Below are 18033 nucleotides of genomic sequence, written 5' to 3' on the forward strand. Positions count from 1 at the left end.
GGCTCAGCCCAGCCAGCCCGGCCGGACCAGTCCCGACTCGTAGGCGAGGACGACGAGTTGGGCGCGGTCGCGGGCGCCGAGCTTCACCATGGCGCGGCTGACGTGGGTCTTGGCGGTGAGCGGGCTGACCACCAGGCGGCGGGCGATCTCCTCGTTGGACAGGCCGATGCCGACCAGGGCCATCACCTCGCGCTCGCGGTCGGTGAGCCGGGCCAGGGCGTCGGCGGCGGCCGGTTCCTTGGAGCGGGCGGCGAACTCGGCGATGAGGCGGCGGGTGACGCCCGGGGACAGCAGGGCGTCACCGTCGACCACCGCCCGTACCGCGCGCAGCAGTTCCTCGGGTTCGGTGTCCTTGACGAGGAAGCCCGAGGCGCCCGAGCGGATCGCCTCGAAGACGTACTCGTCCAGCTCGAAGGTGGTGAGCATGACCACCTTGACGTCCCCGAGTTCCGGGGCCGCGGTGATGCGGCGGGTCGCCGCCAGGCCGTCCAGGACGGGCATGCGGATGTCCATCAGGACGACGTCGGGGCGGGCGTCCCGCGCCAGGCGCAGGGCCTCCTCGCCGTCGGCGGCCTCCCCGGCGACCTCGATGTCCGGCTGGGCGTCGAGCAGCGCCCGGAAACCGGCCCGCACCAGCGACTGGTCGTCGGCGAGCAGTACGCGGATCACCGGTCGTCCTCCTCCGTGGTCGTCAGGGGCAGTTCGGCCAGCACCCGCCAGCCGCCGCCGGGGCGGGGCCCCGCCTCGATGGTGCCACCGAGCGCGGCGGCCCGCTCACGCATCCCGGCCAGCCCGTTGCCGCTGCCGCCCGCCGCCGCGCCGGTCGCCGGTCCGTCGTCGTCGACGCGCAGCCGCAGGGTGCCGCCGCCGTGGGCGAGGCGCACGCGCGCGTGCCGGGAGCCGCTGTGCCGTACGACGTTGGTCAGGGCCTCCTGGACGATCCGGAAGGCGGCGAGAGCGGTGCCGGGCGGCAGCGGGGGCGGGGTGCCCTCGATCTCGACCGTGAGCCCGGCGCGCGCCGCCTGGTCGGCGAGTTCGGGCAGCCGGTCGAGGCCGGGTGCGGGCGCGCGCGGCGCGTCCCCCGGGGTGCGCAGTGTGCCGAGCACCTGGCGGACCTCGCCCAGCGCCTCCTTGCTGGCGGCCTTGATGGTGGTGAGCGCGGTGCGGGCCTGCTCCGGGTCGGTGTCCAGCAGGGCGAGGCCGACGCCCGCCTGGACGTTGATGACGGAGATGCTGTGGGCGAGCACGTCGTGCAGTTCGCGGGCGATGCGCAGCCGTTCCTCGTCGGCGCGGCGCCGGGCGGCCTGGGCGCGTTCCGCGCGTTCGCGCGCCCACTGCTCGTGCCGGACGCGGGCCAGTTCGGAGACGGCGACGACGGCCACCACCCAGGTGGCGACGACCAGTTGCTGTCCCCAGCCGGAGGCGGAGTCGCCGGGCGGCGGCAGCCACCGGTAGAGCCAGAGCGCGATCAGCGCGTGCCCGGCCCACAGCAGTCCCACGGAGGTCCAGGCGGCCCGGCGCCGCCCGGCGACGACGGCGCTGAAGCAGCCGACGGCGACGGTCAGGAACACGGGACCGTAGGGGTATCCGGCGGCGAGGTAGGCCAGGGTGACCGCAGCGGTGGCGTACACGACGAACGCGGGCCGCCGGGTGCGCCACAGCAGCAGCCCGGCCGCCACCACCAGCAGGGCGTACGCGTACGCGTCCAGTGCCTCGCGGTGGCTCTGCCCGCGGGCCGAGAAGCGGGTCCCGGCGAGGACGACGGCCGTGACGAGCGCGGTGGAGGGCCACGGCCAGTGGGTCCCGGGCCGCTCCCGGCCGTCGGCACCGCGCTCTCCGGCGGGACCGTGCCGCCGTCCCCACGGCGGACCGCCCCCGCGTACGCGCTGCTCTTCCATGCCGGTCACGCTAGACGTCGCGGGCCCCCGAGCACGTCACCCCGGCGAGGTGATCACCCGTACTCCCGGGGAAGTACGCCGGTGTCCGAGGCCCGCACCCGCGCTCAGGAACCGTCCGTCTCCCGGGTGTCGGCCGCGTGCTCCGGCTCGGCGCCGGTGTCGGTCTCGGCGGGGGTCGGCGCGGCCGGCTGGCGCCGGTCCATCATGCTCAGGGCGCGCTGGGCCAGGGGGTGGTTGCGGACCAGCTCGCCCAGGGTCGTGGAGCCCTGGGTGATGTCCTTGAACGCCTTCCAGGCCGGGCGGAAGCCGGTCAGGGCGGCGTGGAAGAGGCCGGGGCGGCGCTCGAAGACCGCCAGCATCCGCTTGCCGACGGCCATCTCGACCCCGAGTCCGGCCTTGATGGCGAAGGCGTAGTTCAGGGCCTGGCGGCGCGCGTCCACCGCGTCGTGCGCCTCGGCGATCCGCACCGCCCACTCGCCCGCGAGCCGCCCGGACCTGAGCGCGAAGGAGATGCCCTCGCGCGTCCACGGCTCCAGCATGCCCGCCGCGTCGCCGCAGACCAGCACCCGCCCGCGCGAGAGCGGCGAGTCGTCGGCGCGGCAGCGGGTCAGATGTCCGGAGGAGATGCTCGGCTCGAAACCGGCCAGTCCCAGCCGGGCGACGAAGTCCTCCAGGTACCGCTTGGTCGCGGCGCCCTCGCCGCGCGCCGAGATCACACCGACGGTGAGCGTGTCGCCCTTGGGGAAGACCCAGCCGTAACTGCCGGGCATCGGGCCCCAGTCGATGAGGACCCGGCCGCGCCAGTCGTCGGCGACGGTCTCGGGCACCGGGATCTCCGCCTCCAGGCCCAGGTCGACCTGGTCGAGCTTGACCCCGACATGGGCGCCTATGCGGCTGGCGCTGCCGTCGGCGCCGACCACCGCGCGGGCGAGCACGGTCTCGCCGCCCTGGAGCACCACGGCGACCGTCCGCCGGTCCGGCACGGCCGAGCCGTGCTGCTCCACCCGGGTCACGGTGGCGCCGGTGCGCAGCTCGGCGCCCGCCTTCTGCGCGTGCTCGACGAGCTGCTGGTCGAACTCAGGCCGGTTGATCAGCCCGAACAGCATCTGCCGGGAGCGCCGGGTGCGGGTGAAGCGGCCGTTGTGGGAGAACGTCACGGCGTGCACCCGGTCCTGGAACGGCAGGTCGAACCCGGGCGGCAGCGAGTCGCGCGAGGGACCGATGATCCCGCCGCCGCAGGTTTTGTACCGGGGCAGGTCGGCCTTCTCCAGCAACAGGACGCGCCGCCCCGCGACCGCCGCCGCGTAGGCGGCCGAGGCCCCCGCGGGTCCCGCGCCCACCACGACGACGTCCCACACCTGCTGTACGTCGTCCGCCGAAGAGTTCTCGCTGCTCACGATGGTCTACCGCTCCACATCAACCGACTGCCTCCCCCGGCTCTCGGCTCCGCCCGAGCAGGGGCACCCCATCTGTCCCCCGCATCCTACGGCCGCTTTCCCCCAGGTCCGCTGTGGGAGGATCGGCAGCGGACACGTCCGCCCACTCGGACGCGCCCGCACCGACACGATCATCGAAGACACAGAAGTGCTCACAGAGCGCCCCAGAGGTGCTCACGAGTGCAACGTCGCACCCACAAGGAGCGTGCCCATGTCGTCGCATCCGGTCGCCGAGACCGTCGCCTCCCTGCTGCCCGGGGCCAGGGCGGAACTGGCCGAACTGGTGGCCTTCAAGTCGGTGGCGGACTTCGACCAGTATCCGAGGAGCGAGAGCGAGGGCGCGGCGAACTGGATCGCCGACGCGCTGCGCGCCGAGGGCTTCACGGACGTGGCGCTGCTCGACACCCCGGACGGCACCCAGTCGGTGTACGGCTACCTGCCCGGCCCCGAGGGCGCGAGGACAGTGCTGCTGTACGCCCACTACGACGTGCAGCCGCCGCTGGACGAGGCCGCCTGGACCACGCCCCCCTTCGAGCTGACCGACCGTAACGGCCGCTGGTACGGGCGCGGCGCGGCCGACTGCAAGGGCGGGGTGATCATGCACCTGCTCGCGCTGCGCGCCCTGAAGGCGAACGGCGGCATACCGGTCAACGTCAAGGTGATCGCGGAGGGTTCGGAGGAGCAGGGCACCGGCGGCCTGGAGCGCTACGCCGAGGAGCACCCCGAGCTGCTGGCGGCCGACACCATCGTGATCGGTGACACCGGCAACTTCCGCGTCGGCCTGCCGACCGTGACCAGCACGCTGCGCGGGATGACCCTGGTCCGCGTGCAGGTGGACACCCTGGAGGGCAATCTGCACTCCGGCCAGTTCGGCGGTGCCGCGCCCGACGCGCTCGCCGCGCTGATCCGCGTCCTGGACTCGCTGCGCGCCGAGGACGGTTCGACGACCGTCGACGGTCTCGCCGCCGACGCGGTGTGGGACGGACTGGCGTACGAGGACGAGCAGTTCCGCAAGGACGCCAAGGTGCTGGACGGGGTGGAGCTGATCGGTTCGGGCGCGGTCGCCGACCGTGTCTGGGCCCGCCCGGCCGTCACCGTCCTCGGCATCGACTGCCCGCCCGTCGTCGGCGCCACGCCGTCCGTGCAGGCCGGTGCCCGCGCGCTGGTGAGCCTGCGGGTGCCGCCGGGCGTCGACGCCGCCAAGGCCACCGAGCTGCTCCAGGCCCACCTGGAGGCGCACACCCCGTGGGGCGCCCGGGTGCGCACCGAGCAGATCGGCCAGGGCCAGCCCTTCCGCGCCGACACCACGAGCCCGGCGTACCAGGCGATGGCCGACGCCATGGCCGTCGCCTACCCCGGCGAGGAGCTCCAGTACGCCGGACAGGGCGGCTCGATCCCGCTGTGCAACACCCTGGCCGCGCTCTACCCGCAGGCCGAGATCCTGCTCATCGGCCTGAGCGAGCCCGAGGCGCAGATCCACGCGGTGAACGAGAGCGTCTCGCCCGAGGAGCTGGAGCGGCTGTCGGTCGCCGAGGCGCTGTTCCTGCGCAACTACGCGGGCTGACCCGCACGCACGCCGGGCGGGCCGGTCCGCGCCCGCTCTGCCCGCGGCAGAGAGCCCTCGCCCCTCGGCGGGGGCTTCTCTACGGTCGGGGCATGGACGTAGTGGAGATCCTTCCCCGGCTGCACCTGCTCCGCTTCCCCGTGGGGCAGGCCTACCTGTGGCGCGACGACGACGGGCTGACCCTGGTCGACTCCGGGCCCAAGGGCGCGGGCGCGGCGATCACCGGGGCGATCAGGTCCCTGGGGCACGATCCCGCGGAGCTGCGGCGGATCGTGCTCACCCATTTCCACGAGGACCACGCGGGCGGGGCGGGCGAACTGGCCCGGTCCTGCGGGGCGCAGGTGCTCGCCCACCGCCTCGACGCCCCGTACGTCAGGGGCGAGGCGGCCCCTCCCCCGCCGCGCCACGAGGACGGGGAGCAGGCCCTGCACGCGGCGGCCCTCGCACAGCTCCCCGAGGGCGATCCGGTCCGCCCCCGGCGGCTCACCGAGCTGTCCGACGGCGACGTCCTCGGCTTCGGCGGCGGCGCCCGCGTCGTGCACGCCCCGGGCCACACCGACGGCAGCATCGGTGTCCATCTTCCCCGGTACGGCGTCCTGTTCACCGGGGACACGATCGCCGTCTCCCCGGTCGACGGCTCCGTCGTCCTCGGCGTCTTCAACCTCGACCGCGCCCGCACCCTCGCCGCCTTCCGGCAACTGGCCGCCCTCGACCCGCAGGTGGCCTGCTTCGGCCACGGCGCCCCGCTGACCGAGCGGGCCGGCGAGACACTGCGCCGAGCAGCGGCGGGGTACGCACCGCCCGCGTGACGCGGGCGGTCGGGGCCGGGCATCCCCGTACACGTTCACGTGTGCGGGACCGGCCTTCCGGTCCCGGCTCCGAGATCGTGCGCCCGGCGTCCAGGGGCGGGGCCCGGACAGCCGGCGTACGGCGACAACCGGCAGAGGGTTCACCGGTGCCCAGGGCACCCGCCCACAGGCCCATGTGCCACGTACTGTCCACCGCCACCCGCCCACGGCCCTCTCCGGGCGCCCCGGGCACCCGGACCGCCCATGGGCCGCCCCCGGAGGGATCCCGGTGGGGAGGGCGGCTCAGCCCACCGGTACGCCCGCCTCCAGATAGACCGCCGCGCCGCGTTCGCGGGCGCGCAGCGCCCACCGCAGGCGTTCGTGGCGGACCGGCGGGAGCAGGGTGGCGGCCTCCCGTTCGGTGACGAAGCGGCAGCCGCGCAGTTCGGGGCCGGGCAGCAGCAGCCGGGCGGCCTCGGCGGAGTCGAGGCGGCCGCCGTCGAAGAGCAGGCGCAGCCCGCCGAAGCCGGGGGGCGCGGGGCGTTCCCAGTCCACGACGAGCAGCCGGGGCGGCTCCTCCAGCCGTATGCCGGTCTCCTCGGCGACCTCGCGCATCCCGGCGCGCGCGGGGGCCTCGCCGGGTTCGACGATGCCGCCGGGGAACTCCCAGCCGGGCTTGTAGGTGGGGTCGACGAGCAGCACCCGGTCCCGCTCGTCGAAGAGCAGCACACCGGAGGCGACGGTCTCGGCGGTGGGCTCGGGGGTCTGCACGATGTCGCAGGGGGGTGCGGCGCCGGTGCCGACCGCCTCGGCGACCCGGACGGCCGTCTCGTACGGGGTGAGCGCGCTGTTGTCGACGAGGTGCGCGTCGGCGGTGAGCCAGGAGGCCAGGGCGGCGCGGTAGGGCTCGATGTGGTCGTCGGCCCACTGGTGGGTCCGCAGGTCGCCGTCGGGGAGGCCGGACGGGACGTCGCGGTGTGCTATCCGCTCACGCAGGATCGTTTCGGCCGGGGCGAGGAGCAGATGCCGTACGCCGATGCGGCGGGCGGCGAGGCCGCCGAAGATCTCGTCGCGGTGGTCCTGGCGGAGCAGGGTCATCGGCACCACCAGGGTGCCGCCCAGTTCGGCGAGCATCGCGGCGGCGGTGTCGATCACCAGCCGCCGCCAGATCGGCAGGTCCTGGAGGTCACCGGCCCCGGCGAGGTGCTTGGGCGGCAGGAGGTGCTGGGCGAGCAGGCCGCCGATGACCTCGGGATCGAAGAGCGTGCTGTTCGGGATCAGATCGATCAGTTCCCGTGCGGTGGCGGACTTGCCCGCACCGAACGTGCCGTTGATCCAGACGACGGTCACTGGTCCCCCTCTTCTGTTGGCCCCCTGTGGCTTGCCCGCTCCACCCTGCCACGGAAACCAGGCCCAGTTGAGGACGACACGGAGCGGCGCCGCACCCCGCCGCGCGAAGGGGTGCGGCGCCGCTGCGGTGCGGGCCGCCCGGTGGGGGCGCCCGGTGGGGGCGCCCGGGGCGGCCCGGCCGGTCCGCCTCAGTCGTTCTGCCCCAGGACGTCCTTGTCGACCGGCAGGCCGTCCTGGCCGACGAGATGGTCCACGGCGCCCACGGTGTCCTTCACCCCCAGTTCACCGAGCGCGTCCCGGTCGGCGGCGTGCGAGGGGGAGACGGCGGCCACCACGAAGCCGGTGGCGAGGGAGGCGAGGGCGAGCATGCTGCGCTTCTTCATGCCTGCTCAACGGCGGACGGCGGCTTTGGTCACGCGGTCGGGGGCCGGGGTCGTGACGGCCCATCGAACAACCGTTGAACAAGCGTGGCGTTCCCTTCCGACAGACTCCGACACGTCCTACCGTAAACGCACACGATGACGCGGACATGAAGTCATCCCATCCCTGGGAGTTCGGAGGAACGTTGACGATGCGTCTGCCGCACACGCGCACCTCCCGTCGAAGAGTCGTCGGAGTACTGACGGCATCACTGCTCGCCCTCGGAACCGCGGTCCCCTCGGCCGCCGCGGCCCGGGACCAGGACCGGCAGCAGCCCGAGCGGACCGCCACGTCCGCCCTGCCCGGCGGACTCGCCCTCACCCCGCCGATGGGATTCAACAACTGGAACTCCACCCACTGCGGACCGGAGTTCGACGAGTCCATGGTCAAGGGCATCGCCGACCTCTTCGTGGCGAAGGGCCTGAAGGCCGCCGGCTACCAGTACGTCAATCTGGACGACTGCTGGGCCCTCCCCGCCCGCGACGCGGACGACAAGCTCGTCCCGGACCCGGTCCGCTTCCCGCACGGCATCGGGGCCGTCGCGGACTATGTGCACGCCAAGGGCCTCAAACTGGGCCTGTACACCAGCGCGGGTACCAAGACATGCAGCAGCACCGGCTTCCCGGGTGCGCTCGGACACGAGTACAGCGACGCCCGGCAGTTCGCCGAGTGGGGCATCGACTACCTCAAGTACGACAACTGCAACAACCAGGGCGTGGACGCCCGGCAGCGCTACACGACGATGCGCGACGCCCTGAGGGAGGCCACCGCCGCGACCGAGCGGCCCATCGTCTACAGCATCTGCGAATGGGGCGACAACAAGCCGTGGGAGTGGGCCGCAGGCTTGGGCCAGCTCTGGCGCACCACCCACGACATCCAGGACAAGTGGTCCTCGATGCTGGCGATCCTCAAGCAGAACCTGCCGCTGGCCCCGTACGCCGGACCCGGCCACTGGAACGACCCCGACATGCTGGAGGTCGGCAACGGCGGTATGACGGACACCGAGTACCGCACCCACTTCTCGATGTGGTCGGTGATGGCCGCCCCGCTCCTCATCGGCACCGACCTGCGCAAGGCGTCCCCCGCCACCCTCGGCGTCCTGACCAACGCGGACGTCATCGCCGTCGACCAGGACCCGCTGGGCAAGCAGGGAACCGTCGTCTCCTCCGCGGACGGGCGCTGGGTCGTCGCCAAGCAGATGAAGGACGGCAGCCGCGCGGTCGCCCTGTTCAACGAGACGAACACCCCTCAGCGCATCGCCACCACCGCGCACGCCGTCGGCCTCCCGGACGCCGACGGCTACACCCTGCGTGACCTGTGGCAGCACCGGAACTACAACACCGCGGGCACCGTCGCGGCGACGGTGCCGGCCCACGGCACCGTACTGGTCCGGATCTCCGCCGACCGGCGCTGGAGCGCCAACCCGCCCGCCGCCGAACTCTCCGCCGACGCGCCGCTGGCCGTCGCCGGCCGTCCGGCCGCGCTCACCAGCACGGTGACCGACCTGGGCCGCACCGCGGCCCAGCACCTGTCCGTGTCCCTGACCGGACCGGAGGGCTGGCAGGTGAGCGCCCGCTCGGCCACCTACGTCCGTACCCTGCGCGCCGGGGGCGCGCACCACACCCGGTGGACCGTCACCGCGCCGCCGGGCACCCCCACCGGGACGTACGGGCTGACGCTGACCGCGAGCTACCGCTCCGCCACCGGGGTCCGCGCCTCCGGCACGCTGACGGTCCCGGCGTCGGTGGTGGTCCCGCCGCCGTCCGGGACGTCCTCCCTCGGTGATCTGCCGTGGATGTCCGCCACCAACGGCTACGGACCGGTGGAGCGCAACACCAGCAACGGGGAGAGCGCCGCGGGCGACGGCCGTCCGCTCACCATCGGCGGGGTGGTCTACGCCAAGGGTCTGGGCACCCACGCGCCGAGCGAGATCGCGTACTACACCGGAAAGGCGTGCACGAAGGTCACCGCGGACGTCGGCGTCGACGACGAGAAGGGCGCCAAGGGCACTGTCTCCTTCGAGATCTGGGCGGACGGCACCGAGGCCGCCTCGACCGGTGTCCTCACCAATGCCATGCCCGCCCAGCGGGTGACGGCCGACGTCACCGGTGCCCAGGTGGTCCGGCTGGTCGTCACCAACGGCGGCGACAACACCGACTCCGACCACGGCGACTGGGCGGACGCGCGGCTGACCTGCTGAGCCGGGCCGCCGGGTCCGGCGGGTCCGGCACGAGGAGCGGTGCGGGAAGGGGGGCGGGCCGGTCGGCCCGCCCCCCTTCCGGCTGCCGCGCCCGGCCGCTCAGACCCCGGCCCCCGCCGGATCCGTACGCGCCGTGAGGGCCGCCGCCGCGGCGCCCACCAGACCGGCGTCGGTGCCCATCTGGGCCGGGACGACCGTCAGTTGCCGGACGAAGGAGAGCGTGGCGTAGTCGGTCAGCGCCCTGCGCAGCGGGCCGAACAGCACCTCGCCCGCCTTGCCCACACCGCCGCCGACGACCGCGATGTCGATCTCGACCAGGGTCGCCGTCGCCGCGATGCCCGCGGCCAGGGCGCGTGCGGCGCGCTCGAAGGAGGCCACGGCCACCGGGTCGCCCGCGCGCGCGGCGGCGGCCACGGCGGCGGCCGTGGTGTCGCCGTCGGGCCCCGGCCGCCAGCCGTTCTCCACCGCCCGGCGGGCGATGTTCGGACCGCTGGCGATCCGCTCCACGCAGCCGCGCGAACCGCACGGGCACAGGTCGCCGTCCAGATCGACACTGATGTGACCGATGTGGCCCGCGTTGCCCGTGGGTCCCGGGTGCAGTCGGCCGCCGAGGACCAGACCGCCGCCCACGCCCGTGGAGACCACCATGCACAGCGCGTTGTCGTGGCCGCGGGCCGCGCCCTGCCAGTGCTCGGCCGCCGTGATGGCCACACCGTCGCCGATCAGCTGCACGGGCAGCCCCCCGGCCGCGGCCCGTGCGCGCTCCACCAGTGGATAGCCGCGCCAGCCCGGCACGTTGACCGGACTGACCGTACCGGCGGAGGCGTCCACCGGGCCCGCGCTGCCGATGCCCAGCGCGGTGGCCCGGCCCCACAGCGCGGACGCGCTCAGCTCGCCGAGCACGTCCTCCACGGCCCGCATGACGGTCTCACCGTCCTCCTTCGCGGGCGTGGCGCGCTGCGCGCGCACCAGGATGCTGCCGTGGCCGTCCACCAGCGCTCCGGCGATCTTGGTGCCGCCGATGTCGAGCGCGGCCACGAGGTCGGTGTGCATCAGTGTCAGATCTCCCCGTCAACCATGTAAGGACCTAAGTGGTGAGCGCAGCCCGGCCTCGCGGCGGGAGCGCTGACCGAGTATGCGATGGACAGTCTCTCGTGCGTATGACAACGTTGTCCAGGCTCTATGCTCGACGCCACATCCTCATACGCACCCAGGGACCCGCGCAGAGCCCCTGCGGACGACAAGGAACAGGACGCCGCATCGTGCCAGAGACCGCCCGCCGAGAAGACCGCCCCGCCGACCGTGCTCCGGACCGCGCGTCCGGGACACGGTACGGCAACCGTCCGACCATGAAGGACGTGGCGGCGCGGGCCGGCGTGGGCCTCAAGACCGTCTCCCGCGTGGTGAACGGCGAGCCCGGTGTCACCGCCGACACCGAGCGGCGGGTGCAGGAGGCCATCGAGGCGCTCGGCTTCCGCCGCAACGACAGCGCCCGGGTGCTGCGCAAGGGGCGCACGGCGAGCATCGGACTCGTCCTGGAGGACCTCGCCGACCCGTTCTACGGTCCGCTCAGCCGCGCGGTGGAGGAAGTGGCCCGCGCGCACGGCGCGCTGCTCATCAACGGCTCCAGCGCCGAGGACCCGGACCGCGAGCAGGAGCTGGCGCTGGCGCTGTGCGCGCGGCGGGTGGACGGGCTGGTCATCATCCCGGCCGGCGACGACCACCGGTATCTGGAACCGGAGATCAAGGCGGGTGTCGCCACCGTGTTCGTGGACCGTCCGGCCGGACGGATCGACGCCGACGTGGTCCTCTCGGACAACTTCGGCGGTGCCCGCGACGGCGTCGCCCACCTGATCGCCCACGGGCACCGCAGGATCGGCTTCATCGGCGACATGCCGCGCATCCACACGGCGATCGAGCGGCTGCGCGGCTACCGGGCGGCGATGGAGGACGCGGGCATAGCCGTGGAGGACTCCTGGATGTCGCTGGGCGTCACCGACCCGGAGCGGGTGCGGCGGGCCGCCGAGGAGATGCTGTCGGGTCCGGCCCCGGTCACCGCGGTCTTCACCGGCAACAACCGGGTGACGGTCACCGTGATCCGGGTCCTGGCCGGGCTGCCCCGGCCGGTCGCCCTGGTCGGCTTCGACGACCTCGAACTGGCCGATCTGCTCCAGCCGGGTGTCACCGTCGTGGCCCAGGACGCCGCCGCGCTCGGCCGCACCGCCGCCGAACGGCTCTTCCGGCAGCTCGACGGCACCCATCTGTCCCCCGAGCGGATCGAACTGCCGACCAGGCTCGTCCAGCGCGGCTCGGGCGAGGTGCCGCCGTCGGCCTGACATGACGGCGCCGGGGTGCCCCTCCCGCGCGGGAGGGGCACCCCGGGCCCGGCCGCTACTGGGCGGACGCCGTGAGGTCGCCGCGCCGGGGCGCGGCGAAGCCCTCCAGGTCGGCGCGGGTCAGTCCGGTGAGCCGGGCGACCTCGGCGATGTCGAGGGCGCCGCAGTCCAGGCCGCGCAGCAGATAGCCGCTGAGCGCCTTGGCGGTGGCGGGCTCGTCCATCACATCGCCGCCGGCCCGGTTGGCGTAGCGGGCGAGGCGGGCCGCCGCCTGCTCGAAGCCCTCGCGGTAGAAGGCGAACACGGCCGCGTACCGGGTGGGGATGTGCGCCGGGTGCATGTCCCAGCCCTGGTAGTAGGCGCGGGCCAGGGCGCGGCGGGTGAGCCCGTAGTGCAGGCGCCAGGCGTCGTGGACCTTCTCGGTCGGGCCGACCGGCAGGACGTTGGTGGAGCCGTCCGAGACGCGGACGCCGGTCCCGGCCGCGGCGACCTGCATGACGGCCTTGGCGTGGTCGGCGGCCGGGTGGTCGCTGGCCTGGTAGGCGGCGGAGACGCCGAGACAGGCGCTGTAGTCGAAGGTGCCGTAGTGCAGGCCGGTGGCGCGGCCCTCGGCGGCCTGGATCATCCGGGCGACGGCGGCGGTGCCGTCGGCGGCGAGGATGGACTGGCTGGTCTCGATCTGGATCTCGAAGCCGATCCGGCCGGGTTCGAGGCCGTGGGCCTTCTCGAAGGCCTCCAGCAGCCGCGCCATGGCGGTGACCTGCTCGGGATAGGTCACCTTCGGCAGGGTCAGCACGAGTCCGCCGGGCAGGCCGCCGGCCCGCATCAGTCCGCTGAGGAAGACGTCGAGGGTGCGGATGCCGCGGTCGCGGACGGGTGCCTCCATGCACTTCATCCGGATGCCCATGTACGGCGCGGCGGTGCCCTGCTCGTACGCCTCGGCGACCAGCCGGGCCGCGCGGGCGGCGGCCTCGTCCTCCTCGGCGTCGGGGCGGGGGCCGTAGCCGTCCTCGAAGTCGATGCGGAGGTCCTCGATCGGTTCGCGTTCCAGCTTGGCGCGGACCCGGGAGTAGACGGGTTCCGCGAGGTCGTCGGCCAGGCCCAGGACCGCGGCGAAGGAGGCGGCGTCCGGGGCGTGTTCGTCCAGGGCCGCCAGCGCCCGGTCGCCCCAGGAGCGGAGGGTGTCGGCGGCGAAGGCGTCGCCGGGGACGTAGACGGTGTGGACCGGCTGGCGGGTGCCGGGGTCGCCCGGGTAGCGGCGCTCCAGCTCGGCGTCGACCGGGGCGAGGGAGGCGCTGATCTCCTCGCTGACGGCGCCCGCGAGGCTCGTCGCCACCGTCTCCTGCTGGCCCTGACCCATTCCACACCCTCCTGTTTTCCGTTGTACGGAATCAATAATCCGCACTACGAAGTTATCTGTGGACGTTCCCGCCGGTCAACACCTGTCCGCGGCCTGACCCCCGGCCGGCCCCGGACGGGCCGCGGACGCCGAGGCCCCCGTGACCGGTGCGGTCACGGGGGCCTGGCGCGGGGCGGCCCCGCCGAGGGGCCCGGCGGATCAGCCCTTGCGGGTCTTGATCTCCTCGGTGAGCTGCGGGACGACCTCGAACAGGTCGCCGACGACGCCGTAGTCGACCAGGTCGAAGATCGGGGCCTCGGGGTCCTTGTTGACCGCGACGATGGTCTTCGACGTCTGCATGCCGGCGCGGTGCTGGATCGCGCCGGAGATGCCGTTGGCGATGTACAGCTGCGGCGACACGGACTTGCCGGTCTGGCCGACCTGGTTGGTGTGCGGGTACCAGCCCGCGTCCACCGCGGCGCGCGAGGCGCCCACGGCCGCGCCGAGGGAGTCGGCGAGGGCCTCGATGATGCCGAAGTTCTCCGCGCCGTTCACCCCGCGGCCGCCGGAGACGACGATGGCGGCCTCGGTCAGCTCCGGGCGGCCCGTCGACTCGCGCGGCGTGCGGGCGGTGACCTTGGTGCCGGTGGCCTTCTCGGAGAAGGTGACGTCCAGGGCCTCGACGGTACCGGCGGCCGGGGCGGCCTCCACGGCGGCGCTGTTCGGCTTGACCGTGATGACCGGGATGCCCTTGGAGACACGGGACTTGGTGGTGTACGAGGCGGCGAACACCGACTGGGTGGCCACCGGGCCCTCGTCACCGGCCTCCAGGTCGACGGCGTCGGTGATGATGCCCGAACCGGTGCGCAGCGCCAGGCGGGCGGCGATCTCCTTGCCCTCGGCGGAGGACGGGACCAGCACGGCGGCCGGGGAGACCGCGGCGACGGCGGCCTGGAGCGCGTCGACCTTGGGGACGACCAGGTAGTCGGCGTACTCGGCGGCGTCGTGGGTGAGGACCTTGACCGCGCCGTGCTCGGCGAGGGCGGCGGCGGTGTCGGCGGCGCCGTTGCCCAGCGCGACGGCGACGGGCTCGCCGACGCGGCGGGCCAGGGTCAGCAGCTCGAGGGTGGGCTTGCGGACGGCACCGTCCACGTGGTCGACGTAGACGAGGACTTCAGCCATGGGACTTCTTCTCTCCTGCTTGCGAAGGGTGCGGGACGACGGGGCGGATACGGGCTCAGATGAACTTCTGGCCCGCGAGGAAGGCGGCGAGCTGCTTGCCGCCCTCGCCCTCGTCCTTGACGATCGTGCCCGCCGTACGCGCCGGACGCTCCGCCGCCGACTCCACCACGGTGTAGGCGCTCTCCAGACCGACCTCGTCGGCCTCGATGTCCAGGTCCGACAGGTCCCAGGACTCCACCGGCTTCTTCTTCGCCGCCATGATGCCCTTGAACGACGGGTAGCGCGCCTCGCCCGACTGGTCCGTCACCGAGACCACGGCGGGCAGCGACGCCGCCAGCTGCTCCGAGGCGGTGTCGCCGTCGCGGCGGCCCTTGACCGTGCCGTCCTCGACGGAGACCTCCGACAGCAGCGTCACCTGCGGCACGCCCAGACGCTCGGCCAGCAGCGCGGGGACGACGCCCATGGTGCCGTCGGTGGAGGCCATGCCGGAGATCACCAGGTCGTAACCGGCCTTCTCGACGGCCTTGGCCAGCACCAGCGAGGTGCCGATCGCGTCGGTGCCGTGCAGGTCGTCGTCCTCGACGTGGATCGCCTTGTCCGCGCCCATCGACAGCGCCTTGCGCAGCGCGTCCTTGGCGTCCTCCGGACCCACCGTCAGGACGGTGACCTCGACGTCGTCGTCGGAGTTCTCGGAGATCTGTAGCGCCTGCTCGACCGCGTACTCGTCCAGTTCGGAGAGCAGACCGTCCACGTCGTCACGGTCGACGGTCAGGTCATCGGCGAAGTGCCGGTCGCCAGTGGCGTCGGGCACGTACTTCACAGTGACAACGATCCTCAAGCTCACGCCGGCTCTCCTACTGCATCGTCATTTCCGGGCTGCCTTCTTGCAGGCAGCATAGGCGCCTGAAGCGGCCGATCCCGTTCGGGGCGACCCCGCGCTCCGACCGAAATATTACTCGCCAGTACACCCAGTTCCTGCCCGCTGAGCAAGCGCTTTGAACTGTGACCTTCGCAACGCAGCGTAACCGGAACTCGACCGTTCCGCAGGGGCCTGCGCGGCGCCCGGCTCCGGGTCAGTCGCGCAGGGCGTTGAAGCGGCCCTGGTGGTAGAGGAGAGGGCGGCCGGGGCCCGTGTGGTCGCCGAGGACCAGTTCCGCGACGACGATGCGGTGGTCGCCCGCCGGGACCCGCGCGACCACCCGGCAGACCAGCCGGGCGAGCACGCCGTCCAGCAGCGGCACGCCCTCGGGGCCGTCGTGCCAGGAGGTGGGCGCCGCGAACCGGTCGGCCCCGCTGCGCGCGAAAGTGGCGGCCAGTTCCTCCTGGTGCTCGCCCAGCAGATGGACGCCGAGGTGTCCGGTCCGGGAGAGCGCGGGCCAGCTGGAGGCGCCGGTCCCGATGCCGAAGGAGAGCAGCGGCGGCTCGGCGGAGACGGACGCCAGGGAGGTCGCGGTGAAGCCCACCGGGCCGTGGTCGCCGCGCGCCGTGATCACCGCGACACCCGCGGCGTGCCGCCGGAAGACGGAGCGCAGCAGGCCGGGAGAGGCCGGTTCGAAGGCGGCGGAGGCCGAGGAGCCGGAAGCGGCGGAGGAGGCGGAGAGGTCGGACGGGGCCGTCATGGAGTTGTCCTTCTGCTGGTGGGACGCGCGGGGACCGTGGCTGCTCAACAGCCCGGACAGCGCGCGCTCGCGGCGCCGGCGGACGGCGCCGCTCCCGGACGTGCCCGCCCGGAGAGAAGGAGTTCCCTGGACATACGGTCAGATTGACGAGAGGTGACGGGCGCAGTCAAGTGGGTCCCGGCACATGGGACATGTCTCACGGTCACGGGCCGCCGCCTCACAGCACCTCCCCCAGGGCCGCGACGACGTCGGCCGTACGCGGCTGCCCGGCGGCGCGCCGCACGACGCGTCCGTCCGCGTCCAGGACGAGCACGGTGGGCGTCCTGCGGACGTCCAGCGCGCGGACGAGTCCGAGGCGAGCCTCGGCGTCGATCTCGACGTGGGCGACGCCGGGGACCATGCGCGCCACCTCGCCGAGCACCCTGCGGGTCGCCCGGCAGGGCGCGCAGAAGGCGGTCGAGAACTGCACCAGGGTGGCGCGTTCGCCCAGCGGCTCGCCCAACTCGGCCGCGTCCAGCCGTCCGTCCGCCTCGCCTGTGCGCACCCGTCGTCTCCCGTCCCGCGTTCCGCCGATCGCGCCGGGCCGCTCCGTGCCGCCCGCCCGGCTCTGCCGGGTGCAGCGCGTACGGGCCGCCGAAGATTCCCGTGCGGGGTCCCGGCCGTCCGCGGGGCGGTCCGGCGGCCGGGCGGACGTGACGAGGATCTCGCCGGGGACGGGCACGCGGGCTGGCTCCCCGGCCGTTCTTGGGGCACGATCTGCGACGAGCCGTAAACCTACGGCTGCGTAACTTCCGCCGGGAGTCCCTGGCAGACAGAAGGGTCCGCCCCGCCCATGGCCGAGTTCGTCTACCGTCCCGTGATCGGTTTCGCCCGCACGATGTTCAAGGTGTGGGACCTCAAGATCGACTGCCGGGGCTCGGAGAACATCCCGCGCCAGGGCGGCGCCGTGCTGGTGAGCAATCACATCAGCTATCTGGACTTCATCTTCAACGGTCTCGCCGCGCTGCCGCAGAAGCGCCTGGTGCGGTTCATGGCGAAGGAGTCGGTGTTCCGGCACCGGATCTCCGGTCCGCTGATGCGCGGTATGAAGCACATCCCGGTGGACCGCGCCCAGGGCGAGGCGGCCTACGAGCACGCCCTGGACTCGCTGCGCTCCGGCGAGGTGATCGGCGTGTTCCCGGAGGCCACCATCTCGGAGTCCTTCACCCTCAAGAGCTTCAAGTCGGGTGCCGCCCGGCTGGCGCAGGAGGCCGGGGTGCCGCTGATCCCGATGGCCGTCTGGGGCACGCAGCGCCTGTGGACCAAGGGGCACCCGCGCAACTTCCGGCGCAGCCACACCCCGGTCACGGTCCGGGTGGGCGAGGCCGTCGAGGCGCCGCGCGACCAGTACGCGGGAGCGATCACGCGGCGGCTGCGCGAGCGTGTGCAGGAGCTGCTGGAGGCCGCCCAGCGCGCCTACCCGGTGCGCCCGAAGGGCCCGGAGGACACCTGGTGGATGCCCGCGCACCTGGGCGGCACGGCTCCCACGCCGGAGCAGCTGCGGACGGCCGGGGCGCTCTGAGAGCGCCTGTCCGTCTGTCCCCGTCCCGCGAACTGCCGTAATCTGAGGACCGGTTCACATGCATTCGCCATCCGGTCCGGGCGGACGGCCGCGCCGGGACGGATGCCGGGACGGGGGTTCCATGGCCACGATCTGTCTCATGTTCGGTCTGTTCGCCGCGATCGCCGCGTGGCTGGTCGTGGTGATCCTGCGCCGCCGCAGCAGCACCACGCACAACGCGGACGGTCTTCTCATCGAGCAGGCCAGCCGGGTCCAGGCGCAGCGGGACCGCAGCGCGTACTCCACTCTGTCGATGCACAACACCATGCCGACCATGAGCGACCAGTTCCGCCGCCCCTGA

At 73.5% G+C, this 18033-nt stretch carries 17 protein-coding genes; 6 read left to right on the forward strand and 11 right to left on the reverse strand.

Translation table 11 applies throughout. The annotated features are described in order from the left end of the window. Positions 1-3: 3 nt before the first annotated feature. The 3 genes from B086_RS0134295 to B086_RS0134305 all read right to left on the reverse strand — a co-directional run bounded on the left by B086_RS0134295 (position 4) and on the right by B086_RS0134305 (position 3295). Positions 4-669: a response regulator transcription factor gene (locus B086_RS0134295; protein ID WP_018570961.1), complete on the reverse strand. Its 666-nt coding sequence runs from the start codon at positions 667-669 to the stop codon at positions 4-6. Next, a complete protein-coding gene (locus B086_RS0134300) occupies positions 666-1898 on the reverse strand; it encodes a sensor histidine kinase (protein ID WP_026253065.1) in 1233 nt (410 codons plus the stop codon). The genes B086_RS0134295 and B086_RS0134300 overlap by 4 nt, the downstream gene beginning before the upstream one ends. A gap of 104 nt (positions 1899-2002) precedes the next feature. Beyond that, complete coding sequence (locus B086_RS0134305; protein WP_018570963.1) at positions 2003-3295, reverse strand: geranylgeranyl reductase family protein; 1293 nt, start codon at positions 3293-3295, stop codon at positions 2003-2005. Between the two features lie 250 nt (positions 3296-3545). On the opposite strand from B086_RS0134305, the gene B086_RS0134310 reads away from it, so the two are divergent. After that, positions 3546-4898: a dipeptidase gene (locus B086_RS0134310; protein ID WP_018570964.1), complete on the forward strand. Its 1353-nt coding sequence runs from the start codon at positions 3546-3548 to the stop codon at positions 4896-4898. Positions 4899-4990: 92 nt separating this feature from the next. After that, positions 4991-5707: an MBL fold metallo-hydrolase gene (locus tag B086_RS0134315; RefSeq protein ID WP_026253066.1), complete on the forward strand. Its 717-nt coding sequence runs from the start codon at positions 4991-4993 to the stop codon at positions 5705-5707. Between the two features lie 282 nt (positions 5708-5989). Here the strand turns inward: B086_RS0134315 and B086_RS0134320 are convergent, their stop codons facing one another. Both B086_RS0134320 and B086_RS0134325 read right to left on the reverse strand, forming a co-directional pair. Continuing rightward, positions 5990-7036, reverse strand: a complete 1047-nt coding sequence (locus B086_RS0134320) for an NUDIX hydrolase (protein WP_018570966.1) — start codon at positions 7034-7036, stop codon at positions 5990-5992. Between the two features lie 188 nt (positions 7037-7224). Next, positions 7225-7419, reverse strand: a complete 195-nt coding sequence (locus B086_RS0134325) for a hypothetical protein (RefSeq protein WP_018570967.1) — start codon at positions 7417-7419, stop codon at positions 7225-7227. A 188-nt stretch (positions 7420-7607) separates the two neighbouring features. Between B086_RS0134325 and B086_RS0134330 the strand changes: the two genes are divergently transcribed. Further along, entirely contained in the window at positions 7608-9656 is a 2049-nt protein-coding gene (locus B086_RS0134330; RefSeq protein WP_018570968.1) for an NPCBM/NEW2 domain-containing protein, read from the forward strand. A gap of 99 nt (positions 9657-9755) precedes the next feature. Here B086_RS0134330 and B086_RS0134335 read toward each other — a convergent pair whose 3' ends face one another. Continuing rightward, positions 9756-10709: an ROK family protein gene (locus B086_RS0134335; RefSeq protein ID WP_018570969.1), complete on the reverse strand. Its 954-nt coding sequence runs from the start codon at positions 10707-10709 to the stop codon at positions 9756-9758. A 209-nt stretch (positions 10710-10918) separates the two neighbouring features. Between B086_RS0134335 and B086_RS0134340 the strand changes: the two genes are divergently transcribed. After that, the gene (locus tag B086_RS0134340; RefSeq protein ID WP_026253068.1) at positions 10919-11992 is read left to right on the forward strand and encodes a LacI family DNA-binding transcriptional regulator; all 1074 of its coding nucleotides are present in this window, start codon (positions 10919-10921) and stop codon (positions 11990-11992) included. 55 nt (positions 11993-12047) lie between these two features. On the opposite strand, the gene B086_RS0134345 is transcribed toward B086_RS0134340, so the two are convergent. The 5 genes from B086_RS0134345 to B086_RS0134365 all read right to left on the reverse strand — a co-directional run bounded on the left by B086_RS0134345 (position 12048) and on the right by B086_RS0134365 (position 16706). Beyond that, the gene (locus tag B086_RS0134345; protein WP_018570971.1) at positions 12048-13352 is read right to left on the reverse strand and encodes a DUF6986 family protein; all 1305 of its coding nucleotides are present in this window, start codon (positions 13350-13352) and stop codon (positions 12048-12050) included. 198 nt (positions 13353-13550) lie between these two features. Next, positions 13551-14513: an electron transfer flavoprotein subunit alpha/FixB family protein gene (locus B086_RS0134350; protein WP_018570972.1), complete on the reverse strand. Its 963-nt coding sequence runs from the start codon at positions 14511-14513 to the stop codon at positions 13551-13553. Positions 14514-14568: 55 nt separating this feature from the next. Further along, positions 14569-15357 carry an electron transfer flavoprotein subunit beta/FixA family protein gene (locus tag B086_RS0134355; protein WP_026253069.1) on the reverse strand — a complete coding sequence of 263 codons (789 nt, stop codon included), beginning with the start codon at positions 15355-15357 and terminating at the stop codon, positions 14569-14571. A 229-nt stretch (positions 15358-15586) separates the two neighbouring features. Beyond that, positions 15587-16132, reverse strand: a complete 546-nt coding sequence (locus B086_RS0134360) for a flavin reductase family protein (protein WP_018570974.1) — start codon at positions 16130-16132, stop codon at positions 15587-15589. A 217-nt stretch (positions 16133-16349) separates the two neighbouring features. Next, positions 16350-16706: a TlpA family protein disulfide reductase gene (locus B086_RS0134365; RefSeq protein ID WP_026253070.1), complete on the reverse strand. Its 357-nt coding sequence runs from the start codon at positions 16704-16706 to the stop codon at positions 16350-16352. Between the two features lie 258 nt (positions 16707-16964). Between B086_RS0134365 and B086_RS0134370 the strand changes: the two genes are divergently transcribed. Continuing rightward, on the forward strand, positions 16965-17693 hold the full coding sequence (locus B086_RS0134370; RefSeq protein WP_018570976.1) for a lysophospholipid acyltransferase family protein: 729 nt from the start codon (positions 16965-16967) through the stop codon (positions 17691-17693). A 121-nt stretch (positions 17694-17814) separates the two neighbouring features. Continuing rightward, complete coding sequence (locus B086_RS41490; protein WP_018570977.1) at positions 17815-18033, forward strand: hypothetical protein; 219 nt, start codon at positions 17815-17817, stop codon at positions 18031-18033.

Origin of the sequence: Streptomyces sp. PsTaAH-124, from assembly GCF_000373685.1 — a bacterium.
In the GTDB taxonomy this organism is placed as follows: domain Bacteria; phylum Actinomycetota; class Actinomycetes; order Streptomycetales; family Streptomycetaceae; genus Streptomyces; species Streptomyces andamanensis.

Bases quoted from the DNA above. Each gene is read 5' to 3' on its own strand.
- B086_RS0134300 (WP_026253065.1), bottom strand. From the start codon at position 1,898: ATGGAAGAGCAGCGCGTACGCGGGGGCGGTCCGCCGTGGGGACGGCGG.
- B086_RS0134310 (WP_018570964.1), top strand. From the start codon at position 3,546: ATGTCGTCGCATCCGGTCGCCGAGACCGTCGCCTCCCTGCTGCCCGGG.
- B086_RS0134315 (WP_026253066.1), top strand. From the start codon at position 4,991: ATGGACGTAGTGGAGATCCTTCCCCGGCTGCACCTGCTCCGCTTCCCC.
- B086_RS0134325 (WP_018570967.1), bottom strand. From the start codon at position 7,419: ATGAAGAAGCGCAGCATGCTCGCCCTCGCCTCCCTCGCCACCGGCTTC.
- B086_RS0134330 (WP_018570968.1), top strand. From the start codon at position 7,608: ATGCGTCTGCCGCACACGCGCACCTCCCGTCGAAGAGTCGTCGGAGTA.
- B086_RS0134335 (WP_018570969.1), bottom strand. From the start codon at position 10,709: ATGCACACCGACCTCGTGGCCGCGCTCGACATCGGCGGCACCAAGATC.
- B086_RS0134345 (WP_018570971.1), bottom strand. From the start codon at position 13,352: ATGGGTCAGGGCCAGCAGGAGACGGTGGCGACGAGCCTCGCGGGCGCC.
- B086_RS0134350 (WP_018570972.1), bottom strand. From the start codon at position 14,513: ATGGCTGAAGTCCTCGTCTACGTCGACCACGTGGACGGTGCCGTCCGC.
- B086_RS0134360 (WP_018570974.1), bottom strand. From the start codon at position 16,132: ATGACGGCCCCGTCCGACCTCTCCGCCTCCTCCGCCGCTTCCGGCTCC.
- B086_RS0134370 (WP_018570976.1), top strand. From the start codon at position 16,965: ATGGCCGAGTTCGTCTACCGTCCCGTGATCGGTTTCGCCCGCACGATG.
- B086_RS41490 (WP_018570977.1), top strand. From the start codon at position 17,815: ATGGCCACGATCTGTCTCATGTTCGGTCTGTTCGCCGCGATCGCCGCG.